Source organism: Arthrobacter sp. Br18 (assembly GCF_000520555.1).
Taxonomy (GTDB): domain Bacteria; phylum Actinomycetota; class Actinomycetes; order Actinomycetales; family Micrococcaceae; genus Arthrobacter_D.
In genome coordinates this window covers 37541-57287 of the sequence record NZ_KI914847.1, presented here as the reverse complement: position 1 = coordinate 57287, position 19747 = coordinate 37541, and the positions used below count along the sequence as shown (strand labels likewise).

15 protein-coding genes and 1 tRNA gene are annotated in these 19747 nt (G+C 65.4%); 14 read left to right on the top strand and 2 right to left on the bottom strand.

The genetic code is table 11. From position 1 onward, the window contains the following. Positions 1 to 125 precede the first annotated feature (125 nt). From Y704_RS0103930 to rplL, 8 genes are all read left to right on the top strand, one after another. Positions 126 to 198: transfer RNA gene (locus Y704_RS0103930), tRNA-Trp, on the top strand. Between the two features lie 154 nt (positions 199 to 352). Next, a complete protein-coding gene (secE, locus tag Y704_RS0103925) occupies positions 353 to 610 on the top strand; it encodes a preprotein translocase subunit SecE (protein WP_026549140.1) in 258 nt (85 codons plus the stop codon). A 111-nt stretch (positions 611 to 721) separates the two neighbouring features. Then, complete coding sequence (nusG, locus tag Y704_RS0103920) at positions 722 to 1609, top strand: transcription termination/antitermination protein NusG (RefSeq protein WP_026549139.1); 888 nt, start codon at positions 722 to 724, stop codon at positions 1607 to 1609. Between the two features lie 132 nt (positions 1610 to 1741). Continuing rightward, the gene (gene rplK, locus Y704_RS0103915; RefSeq protein WP_026549138.1) at positions 1742 to 2173 is read left to right on the top strand and encodes a 50S ribosomal protein L11; all 432 of its coding nucleotides are present in this window, start codon (positions 1742 to 1744) and stop codon (positions 2171 to 2173) included. Positions 2174 to 2322: 149 nt separating this feature from the next. Beyond that, entirely contained in the window at positions 2323 to 3030 is a 708-nt protein-coding gene (gene rplA, locus Y704_RS0103910; protein WP_026549137.1) for a 50S ribosomal protein L1, read from the top strand. Between the two features lie 311 nt (positions 3031 to 3341). Then, positions 3342 to 4415 (top strand): GNAT family N-acetyltransferase, encoded by a 1074-nt coding sequence (locus Y704_RS0103905; RefSeq protein WP_026549136.1) that lies wholly within the window; start codon positions 3342 to 3344, stop codon positions 4413 to 4415. Positions 4416 to 4708: 293 nt separating this feature from the next. Further along, complete coding sequence (rplJ, locus tag Y704_RS0103900; RefSeq protein ID WP_026549135.1) at positions 4709 to 5290, top strand: 50S ribosomal protein L10; 582 nt, start codon at positions 4709 to 4711, stop codon at positions 5288 to 5290. Positions 5291 to 5347: 57 nt separating this feature from the next. Beyond that, positions 5348 to 5725, top strand: coding sequence for a 50S ribosomal protein L7/L12 (gene rplL, locus Y704_RS0103895; RefSeq protein ID WP_026549134.1), 378 nt, complete (start codon positions 5348 to 5350; stop codon positions 5723 to 5725). 99 nt (positions 5726 to 5824) lie between these two features. On the opposite strand, the gene Y704_RS0103890 is transcribed toward rplL, so the two are convergent. Next, positions 5825 to 7030, bottom strand: a complete 1206-nt coding sequence (locus Y704_RS0103890) for an acetyl-CoA C-acetyltransferase (protein ID WP_026549133.1) — start codon at positions 7028 to 7030, stop codon at positions 5825 to 5827. Positions 7031 to 7109: 79 nt separating this feature from the next. After that, positions 7110 to 7682 (bottom strand): isopentenyl-diphosphate Delta-isomerase, encoded by a 573-nt coding sequence (idi, locus tag Y704_RS0103885; protein WP_035771543.1) that lies wholly within the window; start codon positions 7680 to 7682, stop codon positions 7110 to 7112. Between the two features lie 120 nt (positions 7683 to 7802). Between idi and Y704_RS0103880 the strand changes: the two genes are divergently transcribed. The 6 genes from Y704_RS0103880 to Y704_RS24810 form a co-directional block, all read left to right on the top strand. Beyond that, the gene (locus Y704_RS0103880; protein WP_051476668.1) at positions 7803 to 8870 is read left to right on the top strand and encodes a polyprenyl synthetase family protein; all 1068 of its coding nucleotides are present in this window, start codon (positions 7803 to 7805) and stop codon (positions 8868 to 8870) included. 1 nt (position 8871) lies between these two features. Next, positions 8872 to 9771, top strand: a complete 900-nt coding sequence (locus Y704_RS0103875) for a phytoene/squalene synthase family protein (protein ID WP_026549130.1) — start codon at positions 8872 to 8874, stop codon at positions 9769 to 9771. After that, positions 9768 to 11393 (top strand): phytoene desaturase family protein, encoded by a 1626-nt coding sequence (crtI, locus tag Y704_RS0103870; RefSeq protein ID WP_051476667.1) that lies wholly within the window; start codon positions 9768 to 9770, stop codon positions 11391 to 11393. Before Y704_RS0103875 ends, crtI begins: the two co-directional genes overlap by 4 nt. Before the next feature lie 289 nt (positions 11394 to 11682). Continuing rightward, positions 11683 to 15192, top strand: coding sequence for a DNA-directed RNA polymerase subunit beta (gene rpoB / locus Y704_RS0103865; RefSeq protein ID WP_026549128.1), 3510 nt, complete (start codon positions 11683 to 11685; stop codon positions 15190 to 15192). 175 nt (positions 15193 to 15367) lie between these two features. Continuing rightward, positions 15368 to 19258, top strand: coding sequence for a DNA-directed RNA polymerase subunit beta' (locus Y704_RS0103860; protein WP_026549127.1), 3891 nt, complete (start codon positions 15368 to 15370; stop codon positions 19256 to 19258). A gap of 298 nt (positions 19259 to 19556) precedes the next feature. Continuing rightward, on the top strand, positions 19557 to 19747 hold a 191-nt coding region (locus Y704_RS24810), incomplete at its 3' end, for a hypothetical protein (protein WP_035771540.1).

Here is a 19747-nt window from a genome sequence, read left to right as displayed (position 1 = left end):
GGTGCGGCTGTCCGGTTCGACGGAACGGCGGCGATTGCGTAGACTTGATCCTCGGTGTTCAAACACCGGAATGCACAGCGCCCGGGAAGCGGCTTGGAAGAGCTGGCGGATCGGGTTCAGTACGAAGGGTAGTGGCGCAATTGGTAGCGCAGCGGTCTCCAAAACCGCAGGTTGCAGGTTCGAGTCCTGTCTGCCCTGCGCATAGCCGCCGCAGTAGGAATGCGGCGGTGCGGCAGGAATAAGATCACGAAGCTCCGGTACAGGCAGCGGTTCTGTCCGGCAGTACACATGATCAGCTGGGAACGCTTTCGGTGGTCCGGCTGGGAAACCACACAGATTGATGAGGTTGAAGGTGACCGACACGGCTGCGAGCAGCTCCAAGGGAAGCCCTTCCGAACAGGAAGCCCCCAAGCGCGGGTTCTTCGGGCGCATCGTCCTTTTCGTCCGCCAGGTGATTGCCGAGCTCCGGAAGGTTGTGACCCCCACACGCCAGGAGCTGGTGAGGTTCACCATCACCGTGTTGACCTTCGTGGTGATCATGATCCTCATCGTGACCGCACTCGATTTCGTGTTCGGCACCGGCGCCGTCTGGGTATTCGGAGACAGCTGACGCTGATCCCGGCCCGCGGCGCTCAGGCGCGGTTCCATTTCGTGGCTCACTTCCGTGGCCCACGGGTACAAGCAATGCACGGCAGAAGATTTCCAGAAAGCAGGCGGCTAGGTGTCCGAGCAAGAACTCGAACGGCAGATCACAACCGAAAATGATGGTCTGGAGAACGAGGATCAGGTAGCGGAGGCGGCGGTCGAGATCGACGTCGCCGGAACAGAGCCGACGGCGGAAACTCCAGCGGACGTCGGCCCTGATGCCGAGGACGCCGACGCTGACGTTTCCGGTGATCCTGACGCCGCTCCCGACGCGGACGCTTCCGATGCCGACGCTTCCGACGCTGACGCAGATCCCGACGCGGAGAGCGACGCCGACGCCGAGCCCGAGGCTCCTGCGCAGGAAGATCCGGTTGCAGTGTTCAAGGCGAAGCTTCGGCGCCAGGACGGTGACTGGTACGTCATCCACTCCTACGCAGGCTACGAGAACCGGGTCAAGGCCAATCTCGAAACCCGTATCCAGACGCTCGACATGGAGGATTTCATCTACGAAATCCAGGTGCCCATGGAAGAGGTCGTCGAGATCAAGAACACGGCCCGGAAGATCGTCAACCGTGTCCGTATTCCCGGCTACGTCCTGGTGCGCATGGAACTCACCGACGAGTCGTGGGGCGCCGTGCGGCACACTCCCGGCGTCACCGGCTTCGTGGGTAACGCCCACAACCCCGTGCCGCTCAGCCTGTCGGAAGTGTTCTCGATGCTCGAGCACACGGTGGTCCATACCGATGCCGAGTCGGGCAAGCCGATCAAGCCGCAGTTCGCGCCGGTCACGGTCAACTTCGAGGTCGGGGAGTCGGTGACGGTCAACGAAGGACCGTTCGAGACCCTGCCCGCGACCATTTCCGAGATCAAGCCCGAATCGCAGCAGCTCGTCGTGCTGGTGTCGATCTTCGAGCGTGAGACTCCGGTAACGCTCTCGTTCAGCCAGGTCACCAAGATCCAGTAGGACCTGAGCCACAGCTTCGTTGTTCCCGGCCCGCTTTAGCCGGGAACAGCGGCTGGTCATCACGCCATGATGACCGAAAACCCACGGGACGCTCCTGTCCCGGGGGACGCAATGCAAGAAAAGGACCCTTTCATGGCCCCCAGAAAAAAGGTCACCGGCCTCATCAAGCTGCAGATCAAGGCAGGTGCCGCCAACCCGGCACCCCCCATTGGTCCTGCGCTTGGCCAGCACGGTGTCAACATCATGGAATTCTGCAAGGCGTACAACGCTGCGACAGAAGCCCAGCGCGGAAACGTCATCCCCGTGGAGATCACGGTGTACGAGGACCGCTCATTCACCTTCATCACGAAGACCCCACCGGCTGCCGAGCTCATCAAGAAGGCTGCCGGCGTGCCCAAGGGTTCCGGAACGCCGCACACGGTCAAGGTTGCCAACCTGACCAGTGCACAGGTCGAGGAGATCGCCACCATGAAGATGGAGGACCTCAACGCCAACGATGTGAAGGCTGCAGCCAAGATCATCGCCGGCACCGCCCGCTCCATGGGCATCACGGTCGAGGGCTAGCACTCTCTTCCACCCGGACAGGGCGGCACTGCCGCCCGATCCACCAATCTCATCCATAGAACGACGCCGATTGCCCCTCGGGTGGACGGCGCCGTGTGGCAGGGCCCAGCGCGGTCCGCAGACCACGACTGCATAAGGAGAAAAAGCAGATGGCACAGCGCAGCAAAGCATACCGGGGGGCTGCCGCGAAGATCGACGCGGACGCCCACTACGCCCCGTTCGACGCAGTAGTTCTTGCGAAGGAAACCAACCCGTCGAAGTTCGACGCCACCATCGAGGTAGCGTTCCGTCTCGGCGTCGACCCCCGCAAGGCCGACCAGATGGTCCGCGGCACGGTCAACCTGCCCCACGGTACGGGCAAGACCGCCCGCGTCCTCGTGTTCGCCACGGGTGACCGCGCCGAAGCAGCGATTGCCGCCGGAGCCGACTTCGTCGGTTCGGACGACATGATCGAGAAGGTTGCCGGCGGCTGGGTCGACTTCGACGCCGCCGTCGCCACTCCCGACCTCATGGGCAAGGTGGGACGCCTCGGCAAGATCCTCGGCCCGCGTAACCTGATGCCGAACCCGAAGACCGGTACAGTCACCGCAGACGTTGCGAAGGCAGTCACCGACATCAAGGGCGGAAAGATCGACTTCCGCGTGGACAAGCACTCCAACCTCCACTTCATCATCGGCAAGGTGTCCTTCGACGTCCAGAAGCTCGCGGAGAACTACGCCGCTGCTCTCGAAGAGGTGCTTCGCCTGAAGCCCTCCGCGTCGAAGGGCCGCTACATCCAGAAGGCCACGGTCTCGACCACCTTCGGCCCGGGCATCCCGGTCGATCCGAACGTCACCAAGGTCCTGGCAGTCGTCTAGGCCTGCCCTTGGTCGAGGAAAGCCCGCACCGCTCCCGGTGCGGGCTTTCTTTTTGCTCCCTGCGCGTTGCCGTCGTTGTCGGTGTCGCTCCACGCCCCGGCGGGCTGTCGGCAACGGGTGCCGTCGGAGTGCTCCAGATCTGCCGCCCTTGAAAACGGACGCTGCCGCTCACCGGCGCGCCGCGTCGCGACACGCCGTGTGCCCTTCCAATCACGGCACTTCCCAGGCGCTTCCCGCGGAAGAAGCTGACAACCGGCCCCTTCCGGTGACCAGTTGGCTGTTCCCAATCGGGATTGGCCTACGCTGGTGGCATGACAACGCCGGTGCCGCTGATCGAACCGCTGGTCATTCCCGGGAGCCTGCACGGCCCCGGGGGAGAACGCTTCATCGGGTTCAGCGACCTTTGTGATGCCGTCCAACGTGGCATCTGGGGCAACGACGATTTCTGCCTGGACCCGGAGCGCAGGCTTGAGGCCTATCGGCACGACGACTACGAGGAACGCCACGTGTTCCTGGCGCGCAGCGACGGTCGACTCGTCGGTTGCGCCGTGCTCGATGTTCCGCTGGCCGACAACCTGTCGACGTGCTACCTGGATATCCTGGTTCACCCCGGTCATCGCCGACAGGGCGTGGCGAAGGTACTCCACGCGACGGCGGAGAACCACGTACGGCGGCTCGGGCGCACGGTCATCATGGGCTGGAGCGAGATGCGCCTTCCCGCCATTCCGGACCCGGAGGTGCTTGTTCCTGGCAGTGGGGCAGGCGGCTATCCGAAGCACAGCGCCGCAGCGTCCTTCGCCCTGTCCGAGGAGTACGATCTCGCGCAGGTGGACCGGATCAGCCTGCTCCCACCCTCCACGGCAGGTCTGCCTGCCCACGATACCGACGGTGCCGATGGCTACGGAATGGTCTTCTGGGAGAACCGGGTGCCGGATGGCCTGATCGACAGGTACGCCGTCCTGCGGCGGTTCATGAGCACCGACGCGCCCCTGGGAGATTTCGTCCTCGAGGAGGAAGTGTGGGACGCGGAGCGGATCCGCGCCGATGAGGAGCGACACGTCGCCGGAGGCGGCCTCAGCCTCGTCTGCGCCGCGGTCGAGAAGGGAAGCGGCGCTCTCGTCGGGCACACCGTGCTTCATTCGAGCAGGAAGGCGCCGTTCGTCGCGTACCAGGAGGACACCCTCGTGCTCCGCGGGCACCGGGGGCACCGGCTCGGGTACCGGATGAAGGCCCCGAACCTGCGGCGTCTCCGGGACGAATGGCCCGCCGTCGAGCGCCTGTACACCTGGAACGCGGCAGAGAACAGCTTCATGCTGGCTGTCAACGTCGAGCTCGGATTCCGGCCCGTGGGTGCTACCGCCGGTTGGCAGAAGAAGCTGCGCTGACACAGGGGCACATCGGATGCCGGACGGGTCGATTTGGGAAGTCCGCGGCCCATCGCGTAGCCTAGAGGAACCAAAGACCGTCGGTCGATGTCCTCCACCTTTTCCTTCGCGGCAATGCCGTGTGAAAAGTAAGGAGACGCATCCGAAAGCTCCCGTAAGGGACGGCCAGCGCAGGTGAACGAAGCTTTTCTCCGGGAGACGTCAGCGTTTTCTCGTCGAGCAGCCCCGTGCATCTGCGCGGGGCGTTTTTTATTGGGCTGACAAACCGGCCTATATTCCCCGGAAGGAGGGTTATGGCAACGCCAACAAAGGTAACTGCGGTGGAGGAACTGACGAATGATTTCAAGGAATCCACAGCTGCTGTCCTGACCGAATACCGTGGGCTCACAGTTGCACAACTGAAGGATCTTCGCCGCTCACTCGGTGGAGATACCAAGTTCGCTGTCGTCAAGAACACCCTGACAGGCATTGCGGCCAAGGAAGCTGGCATCGACGCGTTCGAAGGCCAGCTCGCCGGACCCACCGCGATCGCCTTCATCAAGGGCGACGCCATCGCTGCTGCGAAGAGCCTGACGGATTTCGCGAAAGCCAACCCCAAGCTCATCATCAAGACCGGAATCTTCGAGGGCAAGCCCCTCGATGCTTCAGAGGTTGCTGCCCTGGCAGCCCTCGAGTCGCGTGAACTCCAGCTCGCCAGGGTTGCCGGTGTGCTGAAAGCACCCATGGCCGCCCTTGCCCGCACCGTCGATGCCCTGCGCCTCAAGCTCGACGAGGGCAGTGCCGCACCAGCTGAAGACGCCGGTGCACCTGTTGAGGATGCCGCTGCACCTGCAGAGGCTCCCGCCGAGGAAGCTGCAGCACCTGAAGAGAAGTAGTTCTCTTCACCCATCACACTCCGGTGCAGTGCACCACCACAGAAAGGATGCTTAGCCATGGCCAAGCTCACCAACGAAGAGCTCATCGAAGCCTTCAAGGAACTGTCCATCATTGAGCTCTCGGACTTCGTCAAGCTGTTCGAGGAGACCTTCGATGTCACCGCTGCTGTTGCAGTTGCCGGCCCCGCCGGTGGCGGCGCAGGTGCCGAGGTCGAAGAGGAGAAGGATTCCTTCGACGTAGTCCTCGAGGCTGCCGGCGACAAGAAGATCGCAGTGATCAAGGAAGTCCGCGCCCTGACCTCGCTGGGCCTGAAGGAGGCCAAGGACGTTGTCGACAGCGCCCCCAAGGCCGTCCTCGAAGGTGCGACCAAGGAAGCTGCGGAGAAGGCAAAGGAAGCCCTCGAAGCTGCCGGCGCCACCGTCACGCTCAAGTAATACCGCTCGGGCAGCCTGGCTGCCCGGACACCGAAACGGCCCTGACTCCTTGGAGTCAGGGCCGTTTTTGCATTGCGGGTTCGCCCGGACGCGTCGGAGCTATGCCTCGCGCCAGAGCAGCAGTGCCTCACCCTGGCCGCCACCGCCGCAGAGGGAGACCGCTGCCTTGCCGCTGCCGCGCCTGCTGAGTTCGAATGCGGCGTGCAGTGCGAGCCGCGCCCCCGAAGCTCCGATCGGATGGCCGAGGGCAATCGCCCCGCCGTGGATGTTGCACTTCTCGAACGGGTAGTCGAGGTCCTTGAGGGACTGGCATGCCACCGAGCCGAACGCCTCGTTGATCTCGATGAAGTCGAGGTCAGACGCCGACCACTCTGCCCGCTGCAGCGCCTGCGTGATCGCGTTCGAAGGCTGGGAATGCAGGGAGTTGTCCGGGCCAGCAACCTGGCCCGGTGCGCCGACCACGGCCAGCACGGAGAGCCCGGCTTCGTCGGCCTTTTCCCTCGTGGTGACGATCAGTGCTGCCGCGCCGTCGGAGAGCGGCGACGAATTGCCCGCGGTGATCGTGCCCTCCCGGTCGAACGCCGGACGCAGCCCGGCGAGGGTCGCCGTCGTCGTGGTGGGCCGGATGCCCTCGTCCGTGGTGAGGACAAGGTCCTCGCCCTTCCGCTGCGGCACCGCCACAGGAACGATCTCCTCGGCGAACACCCCGGCCTCGGTCGCGGCGGCCGCGCGCTGGTGGGATGCGGCGGCGACCTCGTCCTGGGCGGTGCGGTCGATTCCCAGGGCCGTGTTGCCACGCTCGGTCGAGGCGCCCATCGACTCGTTGTCGAAGGAGTCGGTCAGTCCGTCATTCGCCACGGCGTCGAGCGCCTGGATGTTCCCGTAGTTCCAGCCCTGGCGCGAGCCGGGAAGTAGGTGCGGTCCGCGGGTCATCGACTCCTGACCACCGGCCACCACCACGGTCGCCTCGCCGCTGCGGATCAGCCGCGCGGCGTCGATGACGGCGGTGAGCCCGGAGAGGCACACCTTGTTGATGGTGACGGAGGGTACGTCCCAGCCGATTCCGGCCCGGATGGAGGTCTGGCGCGCAGGGTTCTGGCCACAGCCGGCCTGCACCACGTGCCCCATGATGACGGCGTCGACGTCGGCCGCGGCCACGCCGGCGTTCGCCAGGGCGCCCGTGATGGCAAAGGCGCCGAGCTCGACGGCGGTGAAGGGAGCAAGCTGGCCGTTGAGCCGGCCCTGCGGTGTGCGGGCACCGCCCACGATGACGACGTCCTGCGGGGTGGGTGTTGGAGTTGCCATGGGCTGCAGTGCTCACTTTCATCGTTGAAGTCCGGCTGTTTCAAGGCTAGCGCGTCACCGGTCGTTCAGCTAATGTCTGCTAACTGAAATTCGGGGCGGGTGCCGTTCCGGAAGGGTAGAGGAGCGGCAGCTGCAGCGTCAGCCACGGGCTGAATGCCCAGGGAGCCGCGGTGACTGCGGGAACGAGCCGGGCCGGATCCGCCCACTGCCAGTCCATGACCTCGTCGGGCGACGGGTCGAGGCCACCGTCGATCACGGCAGTGAAGACCGGGCAGATCTCGTTCTCGACGACGCCGGACGCGTCGGTGGCGCGGTACCGGAAGTCGGGGAGTGCGGGCGTGACTCCGGTGACCCTCATGCCCAGCTCCTGCGATGCGCGCCGGACGATCGCGTCCTCAGCACTCTCGCCCGGTCCCGGGTGGCCGCAGAAGGAATTGGTCCAGACGCCGGGCCAGGCCCGCTTCGACAGCGCGCGGCGCGTCACCAGGATCTGCCCGTTCGCGTTGTACACGTGGGTGGAGAAGGCGAGATGGAGCGGCGTCGAGGCGGAATGGACCGTCGCCTTCTCATGGGTGCCTACCGGGCTGCCGTCCTCGGCAAGCAACACCACCAATTCCGGCTCTACCCCGGTACTGCCTGCAAGCCGTGTCATGCTGCCTCCACCTTTTTCTGCTGCATCCGACCTCCGGATGGCATGTCACCGCAGACTCCCTCGGCGGGGCAATTCCCTGCCCGTTTCGTCAGCGGCGTCCTGTCCGTGTTTACTTTACCTATGGACATGGACAGCCTGCTGGTTGAGCCCGGAGGGCTCGAGCAGGTTGAGGGTGTGCTCCAACGCTTTTTCGACGAGTCGAAGCTGCGGGCCGCGAGGATCGGGCCCGGATACCTCGGGCTCTGGGAAACGCTGGAGAAATGCACGGCCGGCGGCAAGCGGTTCCGGCCCCGCATGGTGATGTCCGCCTACCGGATGCTCGGGGGAAACGACGACGCTAACGCGGCCGTGGTGGGCGCGGCCTTCGAACTGCTCCACACAGCACTGATCGTGCACGACGACGTCATCGACCGCGACTTCGTCCGCCGTGGCATCCCGAACGTCTCCGGCCGGTACCGCACCATCGCCAGCGCGGCCGGGGCGCCCACCGCGACGGCGGAGCATATCGGCTTCTCCGCGGGCGTCATCGCCGGAGACCTTGCCCTGTCCAACGCCTACCGGCTGCTCGACCGGGTCGAAACCGACGGCACCACCCGGCGGCGGCTCAACGAGATCCTCGACGAGGCCGTCTTCGCCTCCGCTGCCGGTGAGTTCCTCGACATCGAGACCGCACTCAACCCGCACATGCCGCCCCTCGAGGACATCGTGCGGATGGCCCGGCTCAAAACCTCCGTCTACTCCTTCGAGGGACCGCTGCAGGCCGGCGCCGTGCTCGCCGGCGCAGGGGAGGACGTGATCGCGAGACTGGGGGACTTCGGCCGCGATGCCGGGATCGCCTACCAGATCGCCGACGACCTCCTGGGGGTCTTCGGCAACGAAACCCGCACCGGCAAGACCAACTGGGGTGACCTCCGCGAGGGCAAGCGCACCGCCCTGCTCTCCTTCGTCGCAGCCCGCCCGGAGTGGGACAGCATCTCCTCGCTCGTCGGGTCTCCGCACATGTCGGCCTCCGATGCCGAGTACGTCCGGCGGGTGCTGGTCGACAGCGGGGCGAAGGACTATTCGGCGGAGCTGGCAGCGGACTATGCCATGCGCGCACGCCGTCACCTCGAAACGGGCGGCGTTCCGCCCGCCCTGCGCGCGGCGCTCGAGCCAGTGGTCACCGCCGTCGTCGACCGGGTGCGCTGAGATGGGTGTCGATACTGCACTCGCGCGCTACGACGCCGCAGCGCTTCGGACCTCCGGAGAGGTCATCCGGTGCTACTCCACGTCCTTCGGGCTCGCCTCGAGGCTGCTGGAGCGCAGGACGCGCGGCCACATCGAAGCCGTCTACGCGCTGGTCCGGGTGGCCGATGAGATCGTGGACGGCGCGGCCGCCGGCGCCGGCCTCGATCCGGCGGCAGTGGAGGCGCTCCTCGACGCCCTGGAGCTGGAGACGGAAACGGCGCTGCAGACCGGCTACAGCGTCAACCTCGTGGTCCATGCCTTCGCCGTCGCCTCCCGGAAGACCGGGATCGACGCCACCCTCACGCGGCCCTTCTTCGCATCGATGCGCGCGGACATCACGCAGACCGAGCACACCCAGGAGTCGTTCGACCGGTACGTCTACGGATCGGCCGAGGTGGTGGGGCTGATGTGCCTGAAAACCTTCCTCGTCGGCCGGACGGTCCCGGCGGCCGAGGAGCGCGTGCTGGTGGACGGGGCGAGACACCTGGGAGCCGCGTTCCAGAAGATCAACTTCCTGCGGGACCTCGCCGAGGATTTCTCCACGCTCGGGCGCAGCTACTTCCCGGGCATCCGGCCGGGCCGATTCACCGAGGAGGACAAGCACCGGCTGCTCGACGACATCGACGAGGACCTCCGGCTCTCCGCGGCGGCTCTTCCCGGGCTGCCTGCCTCCCCACGCCGCGCCGTCGCCCTCGCGCAGAGCCTGTTCACCGAGCTTGCTGAACGGCTGCGCAGGACTCCGGCCGAAGAGCTGCTGCGTGCGCGCGTCCGGGTGCCCAATCCGGTCAAACTGCGCATCCTGGCACGCGCACTCACCGGAAGTGCGGTCCCGGTTCCGGCCGCACAGGAAAGGACACCATGACCGTGCAGCAGGGCAACCCCAAGACGCGTGTGGCAGGCAGCCGCGTCGTCGTCATCGGCGGCGGAATCGGCGGGCTCGCCTCCGCCGCCCTGCTGGCGGACGAGGGCCACGCCGTCACCCTGCTGGAGAAGCGGGATCAGGTGGGCGGGCGCGCCGGATCCTGGGAAAAGGACGGCTTCCGCTTCGACACGGGCCCGTCCTGGTACCTGATGCCCGAGGTCATCGACCACTTCTTCAGGCTTCTGGGCACCAGCGCCGAGGAGCAGCTCACCCTCGTCCGGCTTGATCCCGGCTACCGGGTCATCTTCGAGCAGGGCCTCGACACGATCGACGTGCCGGCCGGCCGGGAGGCCGTCACCAAGCTCTTCGAATCGATGGAAGCCGGCGCGGGGAAGGCGCTGTCGGACTACCTCGATTCCGCAGAGGACGCCTACGACATGGCGAAGAAGCGCTTCCTGTACTCCACCTTCCAGTCCTTCCTGCCGTTCCTCCGCCCCGACGTCCTGGTGCGGTTGCCCCGCATCGCCGGGCTGCTGCTCCAGCCGCTGCACGGATTCGCGGCGAAGCGGTTCAAGGACCCCCGCCTCCAGCAGATCCTCGGCTACCCGGCGGTGTTCCTCGGCAGCTCGCCGTTCGAAGCGCCCAGCATGTACCACCTGATGAGTCACCTCGACCTCGACGACGGTGTGCTCTACCCCATGGGCGGGTTCACCACGCTGATCGACGCGATGCGGCGGGTCGCGGAGCAGGCCGGCGTCGAGATCCGCACCAGTGCGGACGTGGTCTCGATCGATACCGCCCCGGTGCAGCGTTCCGGAAGGCACAGGTTGTCCCGCCGTTCGGCAGAGGTCCGGAGCGTGACCTACCGGACGGCAGGGGCGGTCCACACCGTCGACGCCGACGTCGTCGTGTCGGCGGCCGACCTCCACCACACCGAGACCACGCTGCTTCCGGCCGCGCAGCAGACCTACCCGGAAAAATACTGGCAGAAGCGGGTTCCGGGCCCCAGTGCGCTGCTGCTCTACCTGGGAGTGAAGGGCGGGCTGCCGCAGCTCGAACACCACACGCTCCTATTCACCAGCGACTGGCGCGACAACTTCGGCCGCATCTTCGGCTCGGAGAAGTCCATACCGTCACCGGCGTCGCTCTACGTCTGCCGGCCGAGCGCCACGGACGGCACGGTGGCTCCCGAAGGACACGAGAATGTGTTCGTCCTCGTCCCCATTCCCGCGGACGTGTCGATCGGTCGGGGCGGCCTGGAGCGCGGGGGAGATGCGCGGGTCGAGGAGCTCGCCGACGAGGTCATCGCCCAGATCGCGGATTGGGCGGGAATCCCGGACCTCGCGGAACGCATCGTGGTGCGCCGGAGCTACGGACCGCAGGATTTCCAGGAGGACCTCAACGCATGGCGCGGAACCTCCCTGGGACCCGCGCACATCCTGAAGCAGAGCGCGTTCTTCCGCGGATCCAACCGGAGCGCGAGGGTCGGTGGGCTCTACTACGCGGGAAGCTCGACGGTCCCGGGCATCGGTATCCCCATGTGCCTCATCAGTGCCGAGTTGATCATCAAGCGGCTTCGGTCCGACACCAGCACGGGTCCGCTGAAGGAGCGCGTGCGCTGAGAGGCCGCTCCGGGCAGGGGAGCGGGGTTCGGGACGCCTTTCCGGAGGGGTTGACGCGGCATTGGACATTGCGGTAGACGTACCGTAGTGTAGTGATTTGCGTCTTCCCTCGAAACCTCAGCCTTCATATAGCGGTGGGCTTTGTTCTGCTCTCGTCGTTTAACGGGCCATTCGGTTCTCTATCGATGCGGCTGGACACAGGTTAGCACTAAGATCCCCGCACGTACCTGCGGTGGCGGTGCTGAGTGCGGAGCGCTGACAAGCCTGACGGTCTGTGGAAGGATCCCTCTTGGTCGCCCCGAGCACCTCTAATAATGCAACCGCTACCAGCCAGGTCGACGCCGACGGCGCCGCACCCCGGCTCTCATTCGCAAAGATTCACGAACCGCTTGATGTCCCCAATCTTCTCGCCCTCCAGACGGACAGCTTCGACTGGCTCGTCGGCAACGAGCGCTGGAAGGCCCGCGTTGAGGAAGCGCTGGAGAAGGGACTGCAGGGTGTAGCCACCAGCTCCGGTCTGGCTGACATCTTCGAAGAAATCTCCCCCATCGAGGACTTCCAGGGCACCATGTCCCTGAGCTTCTCCGAGCCGGAGTTCGCCGACCCGAAGTACACCATGGCAGAGTGCAAGGATCGCGACGCGACCTACTCGGCTCCGCTGTACGTCAAGGCCGAGTTCATGAACAACAACACGGGTGAGATCAAGCAGCAGACCGTGTTCATGGGCGACTTCCCGCTGATGACCGAAAAGGGGACGTTCGTCATCAACGGCACCGAGCGCGTCGTCGTCTCCCAGCTGGTCCGCTCACCCGGCGCCTACTTCGAGCGCACCGCCGACAAGACCAGCGACAAGGACATCTTCAGCGCGAAGATCATCCCCTCGCGCGGCGCCTGGTTCGAACTCGAGATCGACAAGCGCGACCAGGTCGGCGTTCGTCTCGACCGCAAGCGCAAGCAGTCGGTCACCGTCCTCCTGAAGGCCCTCGGCTGGACCGAAGGACAGATCCTCGAGGAGTTCGGCCAGTACGACTCGATCCGCGCCACGATGGAGAAGGACGCCACGGAAACCCGTGAGGACGCCCTGCTCGACATCTACCGCAAGCTCCGTCCAGGAGAGCCCCCCACCGTCGAGGCAGCCCAGACCCTCCTCGACAATCTCTACTTCAACTCGAAGCGCTACGACCTCGCCAAGGTCGGCCGCTACAAGATCAACCGCAAGCTGGGCATCGACAAGAACCTCACGGATTCCGATGCGTCGGTCCTGAACATCGACGACATCGTGTCGATGATCAAGTTCCTCGTCGCACTGCACGCCGGGGAGAAGACTCTCGGCGGCAAGCGCGACGGCGGCGACGTCGAACTGCGCGTCGAGGTCGACGACATCGACCACTTCGGCAACCGCCGTATCCGCGCGGTCGGTGAGCTCATCGAGAACCAGGTCCGCACAGGCCTGTCCCGCATGGAGCGTGTCGTGCGTGAGCGCATGACCACGCAGGACGTCGAGGCGATCACTCCGCAGACGCTGATCAACATCCGCCCCGTCGTGGCCGCGATCAAGGAATTCTTCGGAACCTCCCAGCTGTCGCAGTTCATGGACCAGAACAACCCGCTCGCCGGACTGACGCACAAGCGCCGCCTGTCCGCGCTGGGCCCGGGTGGCCTGTCCCGTGACCGCGCAGGCATGGAAGTCCGCGACGTCCACCCCTCGCACTACGGCCGTATGTGCCCCATCGAGACCCCGGAAGGCCCGAACATCGGCCTCATCGGTTCGCTGGCGTCCTACGGACGCATCAACGCGTTCGGCTTCATCGAGACCCCGTACCGCAAGGTGGTCGACGGCCTCGTCACCGAGCAGATCGACTACCTGACCGCCGACGACGAGGTGGAGCGCCTGATCGCCCAGGCCAACGCCCCGCTGGCAGCGGACAACACGTTCGTCGAGGACATGGTCCTGGTGCGTACCCGTGGAGGTTCCGGCGAGCCCGTGCTCGTGACGCCGACCGAGGTCGAGTACATGGACGTCTCCCCGCGCCAGATGGTGTCGGTCGCGACGGCCCTGATTCCGTTCCTCGAGCACGACGACGCCAACCGCGCCCTGATGGGTGCGAACATGCAGCGTCAGGCTGTTCCCCTGCTGCGCTCCGAGCGTCCGCTCGTGGGTACCGGCATGGAGAAGAACGCAGCGGTCGACGCCGGAGACGCTGTCACGGCGACGAAGGCCGGAGTGGTCAAGGAGGTGTCCGCCGATCTGGTGGCCATCCTCAACGACGACGGCACCGAGACGAACTACCCCATCATGAAGTTCGCCCGTTCGAACCAGGGCAACGCCTACAACCAGCGCGTGCTGGTCGGCGAGGGTGACCGGGTCGAGTACAACACGATCATCGCCGACGGTCCGTCCACCGATCAGGGTGAACTGGCACTGGGCAAGAATATGCTGGTGGCGTTCATGTCCTGGGAGGGTCACAACTTCGAGGACGCGATCATCCTGTCACAGCGCATCGTCTCCGACGACGTGCTGACCTCCATCCACATCGAGGAGCACGAGGTCGACGCCCGCGACACCAAGCTCGGTGCCGAGGAAATCACCCGTGATATCCCGAACGTCTCCGAAGAGGTGCTGGGAGCGCTCGACGAGCGCGGCATCATCCACATCGGTGCCGAGGTCGAGGCCGGAGACATCCTCGTGGGACGTGTCACCCCCAAGGGTGAGACGGAACTCACCCCGGAGGAGCGCCTGCTGCGCGCCATCTTCGGCGAGAAGAGCCGCGAGGTCCGCGACACCTCGCTGAAGGTTCCCCACGGCGAGTCGGGCACGGTCATCGGTGTCCGCATCTTCGACCGCGACAACGACGACGAACTCCCCCCCGGCGTCAACCAGCTGGTCCGTGTGTATGTCGCGCAGAAGCGCAAGATCACCGACGGCGACAAGCTGGCCGGCCGCCACGGCAACAAGGGCGTCATCTCCAAGATCCTGCCGATCGAGGACATGCCGTTCATGGAAGACGGAACCCCCGTCGACATCGTGCTGAACCCGCTGGGTGTGCCGGGCCGGATGAACGTGGGCCAGGTTCTGGAGATCCACCTGGGCTGGGCCGCCAAGCAGGGCTGGAAGATCGAGGGCGAGCCCGAGTGGCTCAAGAACCTTCCGAACCTGCCCCGCGAGGTCGCCACGACCACCGTCTCGACCCCCGTGTTCGACGGCGCGACCGAGGACGAGATCGTCGGTCTGCTCAACTCGACCAACGTGACGCGCGACGGCGACCGGCTGATCGGCGATTCCGGAAAGGCACGTCTGTTCGACGGCCGCTCCGGCGAGCCGTTCCCCGATCCCATTTCGGTCGGCTACATGTACATCCTGAAACTCCACCACCTGGTGGACGACAAGATCCATGCCCGCTCCACCGGACCGTACTCCATGATCACGCAGCAGCCGCTGGGTGGTAAGGCACAGTTCGGCGGGCAGCGCTTCGGTGAGATGGAAGTGTGGGCGCTCGAAGCCTATGGCGCGGCCTACACGCTCCAGGAGCTCCTCACCATCAAGTCGGATGACATCCACGGACGCGTCAAGGTGTACGAGGCGATCGTCAAGGGCGAGAACATCCCCGAGCCGGGCGTTCCCGAATCCTTCAAGGTGCTGATCAAGGAAATGCAGTCGCTCTGCCTGAACGTGGAAGTGCTTTCCACCGACGGCACGACGATCGAAATGCGTGACTCGGATGAAGAAGTCTTCCGGGCCGCGGAAGAACTGGGCATCGACCTCTCACGGGCCGAGCCGAGTTCTGTAGAGGAAGTTTAGGTTTCACCACACCGAACCGGTGTTCGAACGCGGCCAACGAAATTTCTGGCGGCCGCGGACGGCCTTGAAATATTAAAGGCCGCTTCCTCGAACACCGGTCCGATGCGGGCCTGACTGCCCACCGCACCCCATAAGACTTCAAGAATTTAGAGAACAAAGAGAGAACAGGGACCATATGTCCAGCGAATCCTCCTTCGGCCTCATGCGAATCGGCCTTGCCACCGCGGATGAAATCCGCGGCTGGTCTTACGGCGAGGTCAAGAAGCCGGAAACCATCAACTACCGCACGCTCAAGCCCGAGAAGGACGGACTCTTCTGCGAGAAGATCTTCGGCCCGTCACGGGACTGGGAGTGCTACTGCGGCAAGTACAAGCGCGTGCGCTTCAAGGGCATCATCTGCGAGCGCTGCGGCGTCGAGGTAACCCGTGCCAAGGTGCGCCGTGAGCGCATGGGGCACATCGAGCTGGCCGCTCCCGTCACGCACATCTGGTACTTCAAGGGTGTTCCCTCACGCCTCGGCTACCTGCTCGATCTGGCGCCGAAGGACCTCGAAAAGGTCATCTACTTCGCCGCCTACATGATCACCTCGGTCGATGAAGAGAACCGCCACGCCGAACTGCCGAACCTCCAGGCCGAGCACGACCTCGAGAAGAAGCAGATGATCGACCAGCGCGACTCCGATATCGCGACCATCGCCAAGGACCTCGAGGACGAGCTTGCCCGCCTCGAGGGCGAAGGCGCGAAGGCTGCCGAGAAGAAGAAGGCCCGCGACTCCGCCGACCGCCAGATGGCGAACGTGCGCAAGCGCGCCGACGCTGACATCGAGCGCCTGGTGCAGGTTTGGGAGCGCTTCAAAACGCTCAAGGTCGCTGACCTCGAGGGCGACGAAGGCCTCTACCGCGAGCTGCGCGACCGCTACGGCCTGTACTTCGAGGGCTCCATGGGTGCCGAAGCCATCAAGAAGCGTCTTGAGAACTTCGACATGCCCGGCGAGGCCGAGATGCTCCGCGACATCATCCAGAACGGCAAGGGCCAGCGCAAGACGCGTGCCCTGAAGCGCCTCAAGGTGGTCAACGCGTTCCTCACGACCACCAACAGCCCCCTGGGCATGGTGCTCGACGCCGTCCCGGTCATCCCGCCGGAACTGCGTCCGATGGTGCAGCTCGACGGTGGCCGCTTTGCGACGTCGGACCTCAACGATCTGTACCGCCGCGTCATCAACCGCAACAACCGCCTGAAGCGCCTGCTGGATCTCGGTGCGCCCGAGATCATCGTGAACAACGAGAAGCGCATGCTGCAGGAAGCTGTCGACTCCCTGTTCGACAACGGCCGCCGTGGGCGTCCCGTCACCGGGCCGGGTAACCGTCCGCTGAAGTCGCTCTCGGACATGCTGAAGGGCAAGCAGGGTCGTTTCCGCCAGAACCTCCTCGGCAAGCGCGTCGACTACTCGGGCCGTTCGGTCATCGTCGTCGGCCCGCAGCTGAAGCTGCACCAGTGCGGCCTTCCGAAGCAGATGGCACTGGAGCTCTTCAAGCCGTTCGTGATGAAGCGCCTGGTCGACCTCAACCATGCGCAGAACATCAAGAGCGCCAAGCGCATGGTCGAGCGCTACCGCCCCCAGGTGTGGGATGTCCTCGAGGAGATCATCACCGAGCACCCCGTGCTGCTGAACCGTGCACCCACCCTGCACCGTCTCGGCATCCAGGCGTTCGAACCGCAGCTGGTGGAAGGCAAGGCCCTTCAGCTCCACCCGCTGGTCTGTGGTGCGTTCAACGCCGACTTCGACGGCGACCAGATGGCAGTGCACCTGCCGCTGAGCCCCGAGGCCCAGGCCGAGGCGCGCATCCTGATGCTGTCCTCGAACAACATCCTGAAGCCCTCCGATGGCCGTCCCGTGACCCTTCCGTCCCAGGACATGATCATCGGCCTGCACCACCTCACCACCAAGCGTGAGGGAAGTGCCGGCGAGGGTCGCGTCTTCACCAGTGTCGCCGAGGCGATCATGGCGTTCGACATGGGCGCGCTCCACCTCAACTCGGTGGTTCGCATCCGCGTCGACAACTTCGTGCCCAGTGCCGACGTCGCCGCTCCCGAGGACTGGGAGCCGGGTACGCCTGCGCTCATCGAGACTTCGCTGGGACAGGTGCTCTTCAACGAGACCCTGCCCAACGACTACCCCTGGGTCGAGAAGGTCGCCGACAAGGGCCAGCTCTCCACGATCGTCAACGATCTCGCGGAGCGTTACCCCAAGGTCATCACCGCCGCGACCCTGGACAACCTGAAGGACTCGGGCTTCTACTGGGCCACGCGTTCCGGCGTCACCGTCGCCATCTCCGACATCTCGGCCCCGATCAACAAGGCCGGCATCATGGAGGGCTACGAGACGCAGGCCGCCAAGGTGCAGTCGCAGTTCGACAAGGGCCTGATCGCCGACGACGAGCGCCGCCAGGAGCTCATCGACATCTGGAACAAGGCGACCAACGAGGTAGCCGCCTCCATGCGCGCCGCCATGCCGAAGGACAACACCATCAACCGGATGGTGTCTTCCGGAGCACGTGGTAACTGGTTGCAGGTCCGGCAGATCGCCGGTATCCGTGGCCTGGTGGCCAACCCCAAGGGTGAGATCATTCCTCGCCCGATCAAGTCCTCCTACCGTGAAGGCCTGTCGGTCCTGGAGTACTTCATCGCCACCCACGGTGCCCGTAAGGGTCTGGCAGATACGGCCCTGCGGACGGCGAACTCGGGTTACCTGACCCGCCGCCTCGTGGACGTGTCCCAGGACGTCATCGTCCGCGAGGACGACTGCGGCACCGAGCGCGGGCTGAAGGTCACCATCGCCGTACCGGACGCCAACGGCGAGCTGGTCCTGCACGAGGAGGTCGAGAACTCCGCGTACGCACGTACGCTGGCCACCGACGTCGTCGATTCCAAGGGTGGGGTGCTGGCTCCTGCCGGCTCCGACGTCGGGGACGTGCTGATCGGCGAGCTGTTCGCCGGCGGTGTCACCGAGATCAAGGTCCGCTCCGTGCTCACGTGTGAGTCGAGCGTCGGTACCTGCGCGCTCTGCTACGGCCGCTCGCTGGCCACGGGCAAGACCGTGGACATCGGCGAGGCCGTGGGCATCATCGCCGCGCAGTCGATCGGCGAGCCGGGCACCCAGCTGACCATGCGTACCTTCCACACCGGAGGTGTTGCCTCTGCCGAGGACATCACCCAGGGTCTGCCCCGTATCCAGGAGCTCTTCGAAGCACGTACCCCCAAGGGTGTGGCTCCGATCTCCGAGGTTGCCGGGCGCGTGACCATCGAGGACGCCGAGAAGCAGCTTCGCCTGGTCGTCACTCCGGACGACGGCTCGGAGGAGATCGCCTACCCGGTCCTCCGCCGTGCACGTCTGCTGGTAACCGACGGCGAGCACGTCGAGGTCGGGCAGCAGCTCGTCTTCGGTGCCGTCGATCCCAAGCAGATCCTGCGGATCCTCGGGCCCCGCAAGGCCCAGGAGTTTCTGGTCGACGAGGTACAGCGCGTGTACCGCAGCCAGGGTGTCGGTATCCACGACAAGCACGTCGAGGTCATCGTCCGCCAGATGCTGCGCCGCGTCACCGTGATCGAGTCGGGCGAGTCGACGCTTCTGCCAGGAGAGCTGGCGGAACGCCGGCGCTTCGAGGACGAGAACCGCCGCGTGGTATCCGAGGGCAAGAAGCCGGCCTCAGGCCGACCCGAGCTCATGGGCATCACCAAGGCGTCGCTCGCCACCGAGTCCTGGCTGTCCGCAGCTTCCTTCCAGGAGACCACGCGTGTCCTCACGCAGGCCGCCATGGAAGGCAAGAGCGATCCGCTGCTGGGCCTCAAGGAGAACGTGATCATCGGTAAGCTGATCCCGGCCGGAACCGGCCTGGACCGTTACACAAAGGTCACTGTCGAGCCCACCGAGGAAGCCAAGGCCAACCTGTTCACCGGTCCGAGCGCGTTCAGCGACTTCGACTACGCAGGTGCCGAAGGCGGCATGAGCCCCGAGTTCCATGCCATCCCGCTGGATGACTACGACATGGGCGGCGACTTCCGCTAGGAATCCCTAGCGCGGTCCACCTGAACGGGAGAGCCCCGGGCCTTATCGGTCCGGGGCTCTTCTGCGTCCGGAGTGCTCTCATGTTCGGGGTCCTCAGGCACCGGGGACCCTAAGCAGCGGGGTCCTCAGGCACCGGGGACCCTAAGCTTCGGGGTTGGTGGGTTCCGTCGAACGCGGCGGAGCTTCCCTTCGTGGGGGGCTCGGCCCTCCTGGCGCACGGGAAGTGCCGCCTTCGACGGAGTAACGCTCCGATAAGCGGCGTGTCGCGAGACGACACACCAATTGGGCGGCCAATGGCGTGAAAAGCGACGCACTCCTTGGCCCCGGCCCTTTCGGCGGCTCCTCGAGAACCGGGGTCTGCAAGAACCAGCTCCTCGAGAACCGGGATCATCAAGAACCGGGGGTCTTCGTTCCGTCGGACGTGGCGGAGTTTCCCTTCGTGGGGGCTCGGCCCTCCTGGCGCACGGGAAGTGCCGCCTTCGACGGAGT

Bases quoted from the DNA above. Each gene is read 5' to 3' on its own strand.
- rplK (WP_026549138.1), top strand. From the start codon at position 1,742: ATGGCCCCCAGAAAAAAGGTCACCGGCCTCATCAAGCTGCAGATCAAG.
- rplA (WP_026549137.1), top strand. From the start codon at position 2,323: ATGGCACAGCGCAGCAAAGCATACCGGGGGGCTGCCGCGAAGATCGAC.
- Y704_RS0103905 (WP_026549136.1), top strand. From the start codon at position 3,342: ATGACAACGCCGGTGCCGCTGATCGAACCGCTGGTCATTCCCGGGAGC.
- rplJ (WP_026549135.1), top strand. From the start codon at position 4,709: ATGGCAACGCCAACAAAGGTAACTGCGGTGGAGGAACTGACGAATGAT.
- rplL (WP_026549134.1), top strand. From the start codon at position 5,348: ATGGCCAAGCTCACCAACGAAGAGCTCATCGAAGCCTTCAAGGAACTG.
- Y704_RS0103890 (WP_026549133.1), bottom strand. From the start codon at position 7,030: ATGGCAACTCCAACACCCACCCCGCAGGACGTCGTCATCGTGGGCGGT.
- idi (WP_035771543.1), bottom strand. From the start codon at position 7,682: ATGACACGGCTTGCAGGCAGTACCGGGGTAGAGCCGGAATTGGTGGTG.
- Y704_RS0103880 (WP_051476668.1), top strand. From the start codon at position 7,803: ATGGACATGGACAGCCTGCTGGTTGAGCCCGGAGGGCTCGAGCAGGTT.
- Y704_RS0103875 (WP_026549130.1), top strand. From the start codon at position 8,872: ATGGGTGTCGATACTGCACTCGCGCGCTACGACGCCGCAGCGCTTCGG.
- crtI (WP_051476667.1), top strand. From the start codon at position 9,768: ATGACCGTGCAGCAGGGCAACCCCAAGACGCGTGTGGCAGGCAGCCGC.
- Y704_RS0103860 (WP_026549127.1), top strand. From the start codon at position 15,368: ATGTCCAGCGAATCCTCCTTCGGCCTCATGCGAATCGGCCTTGCCACC.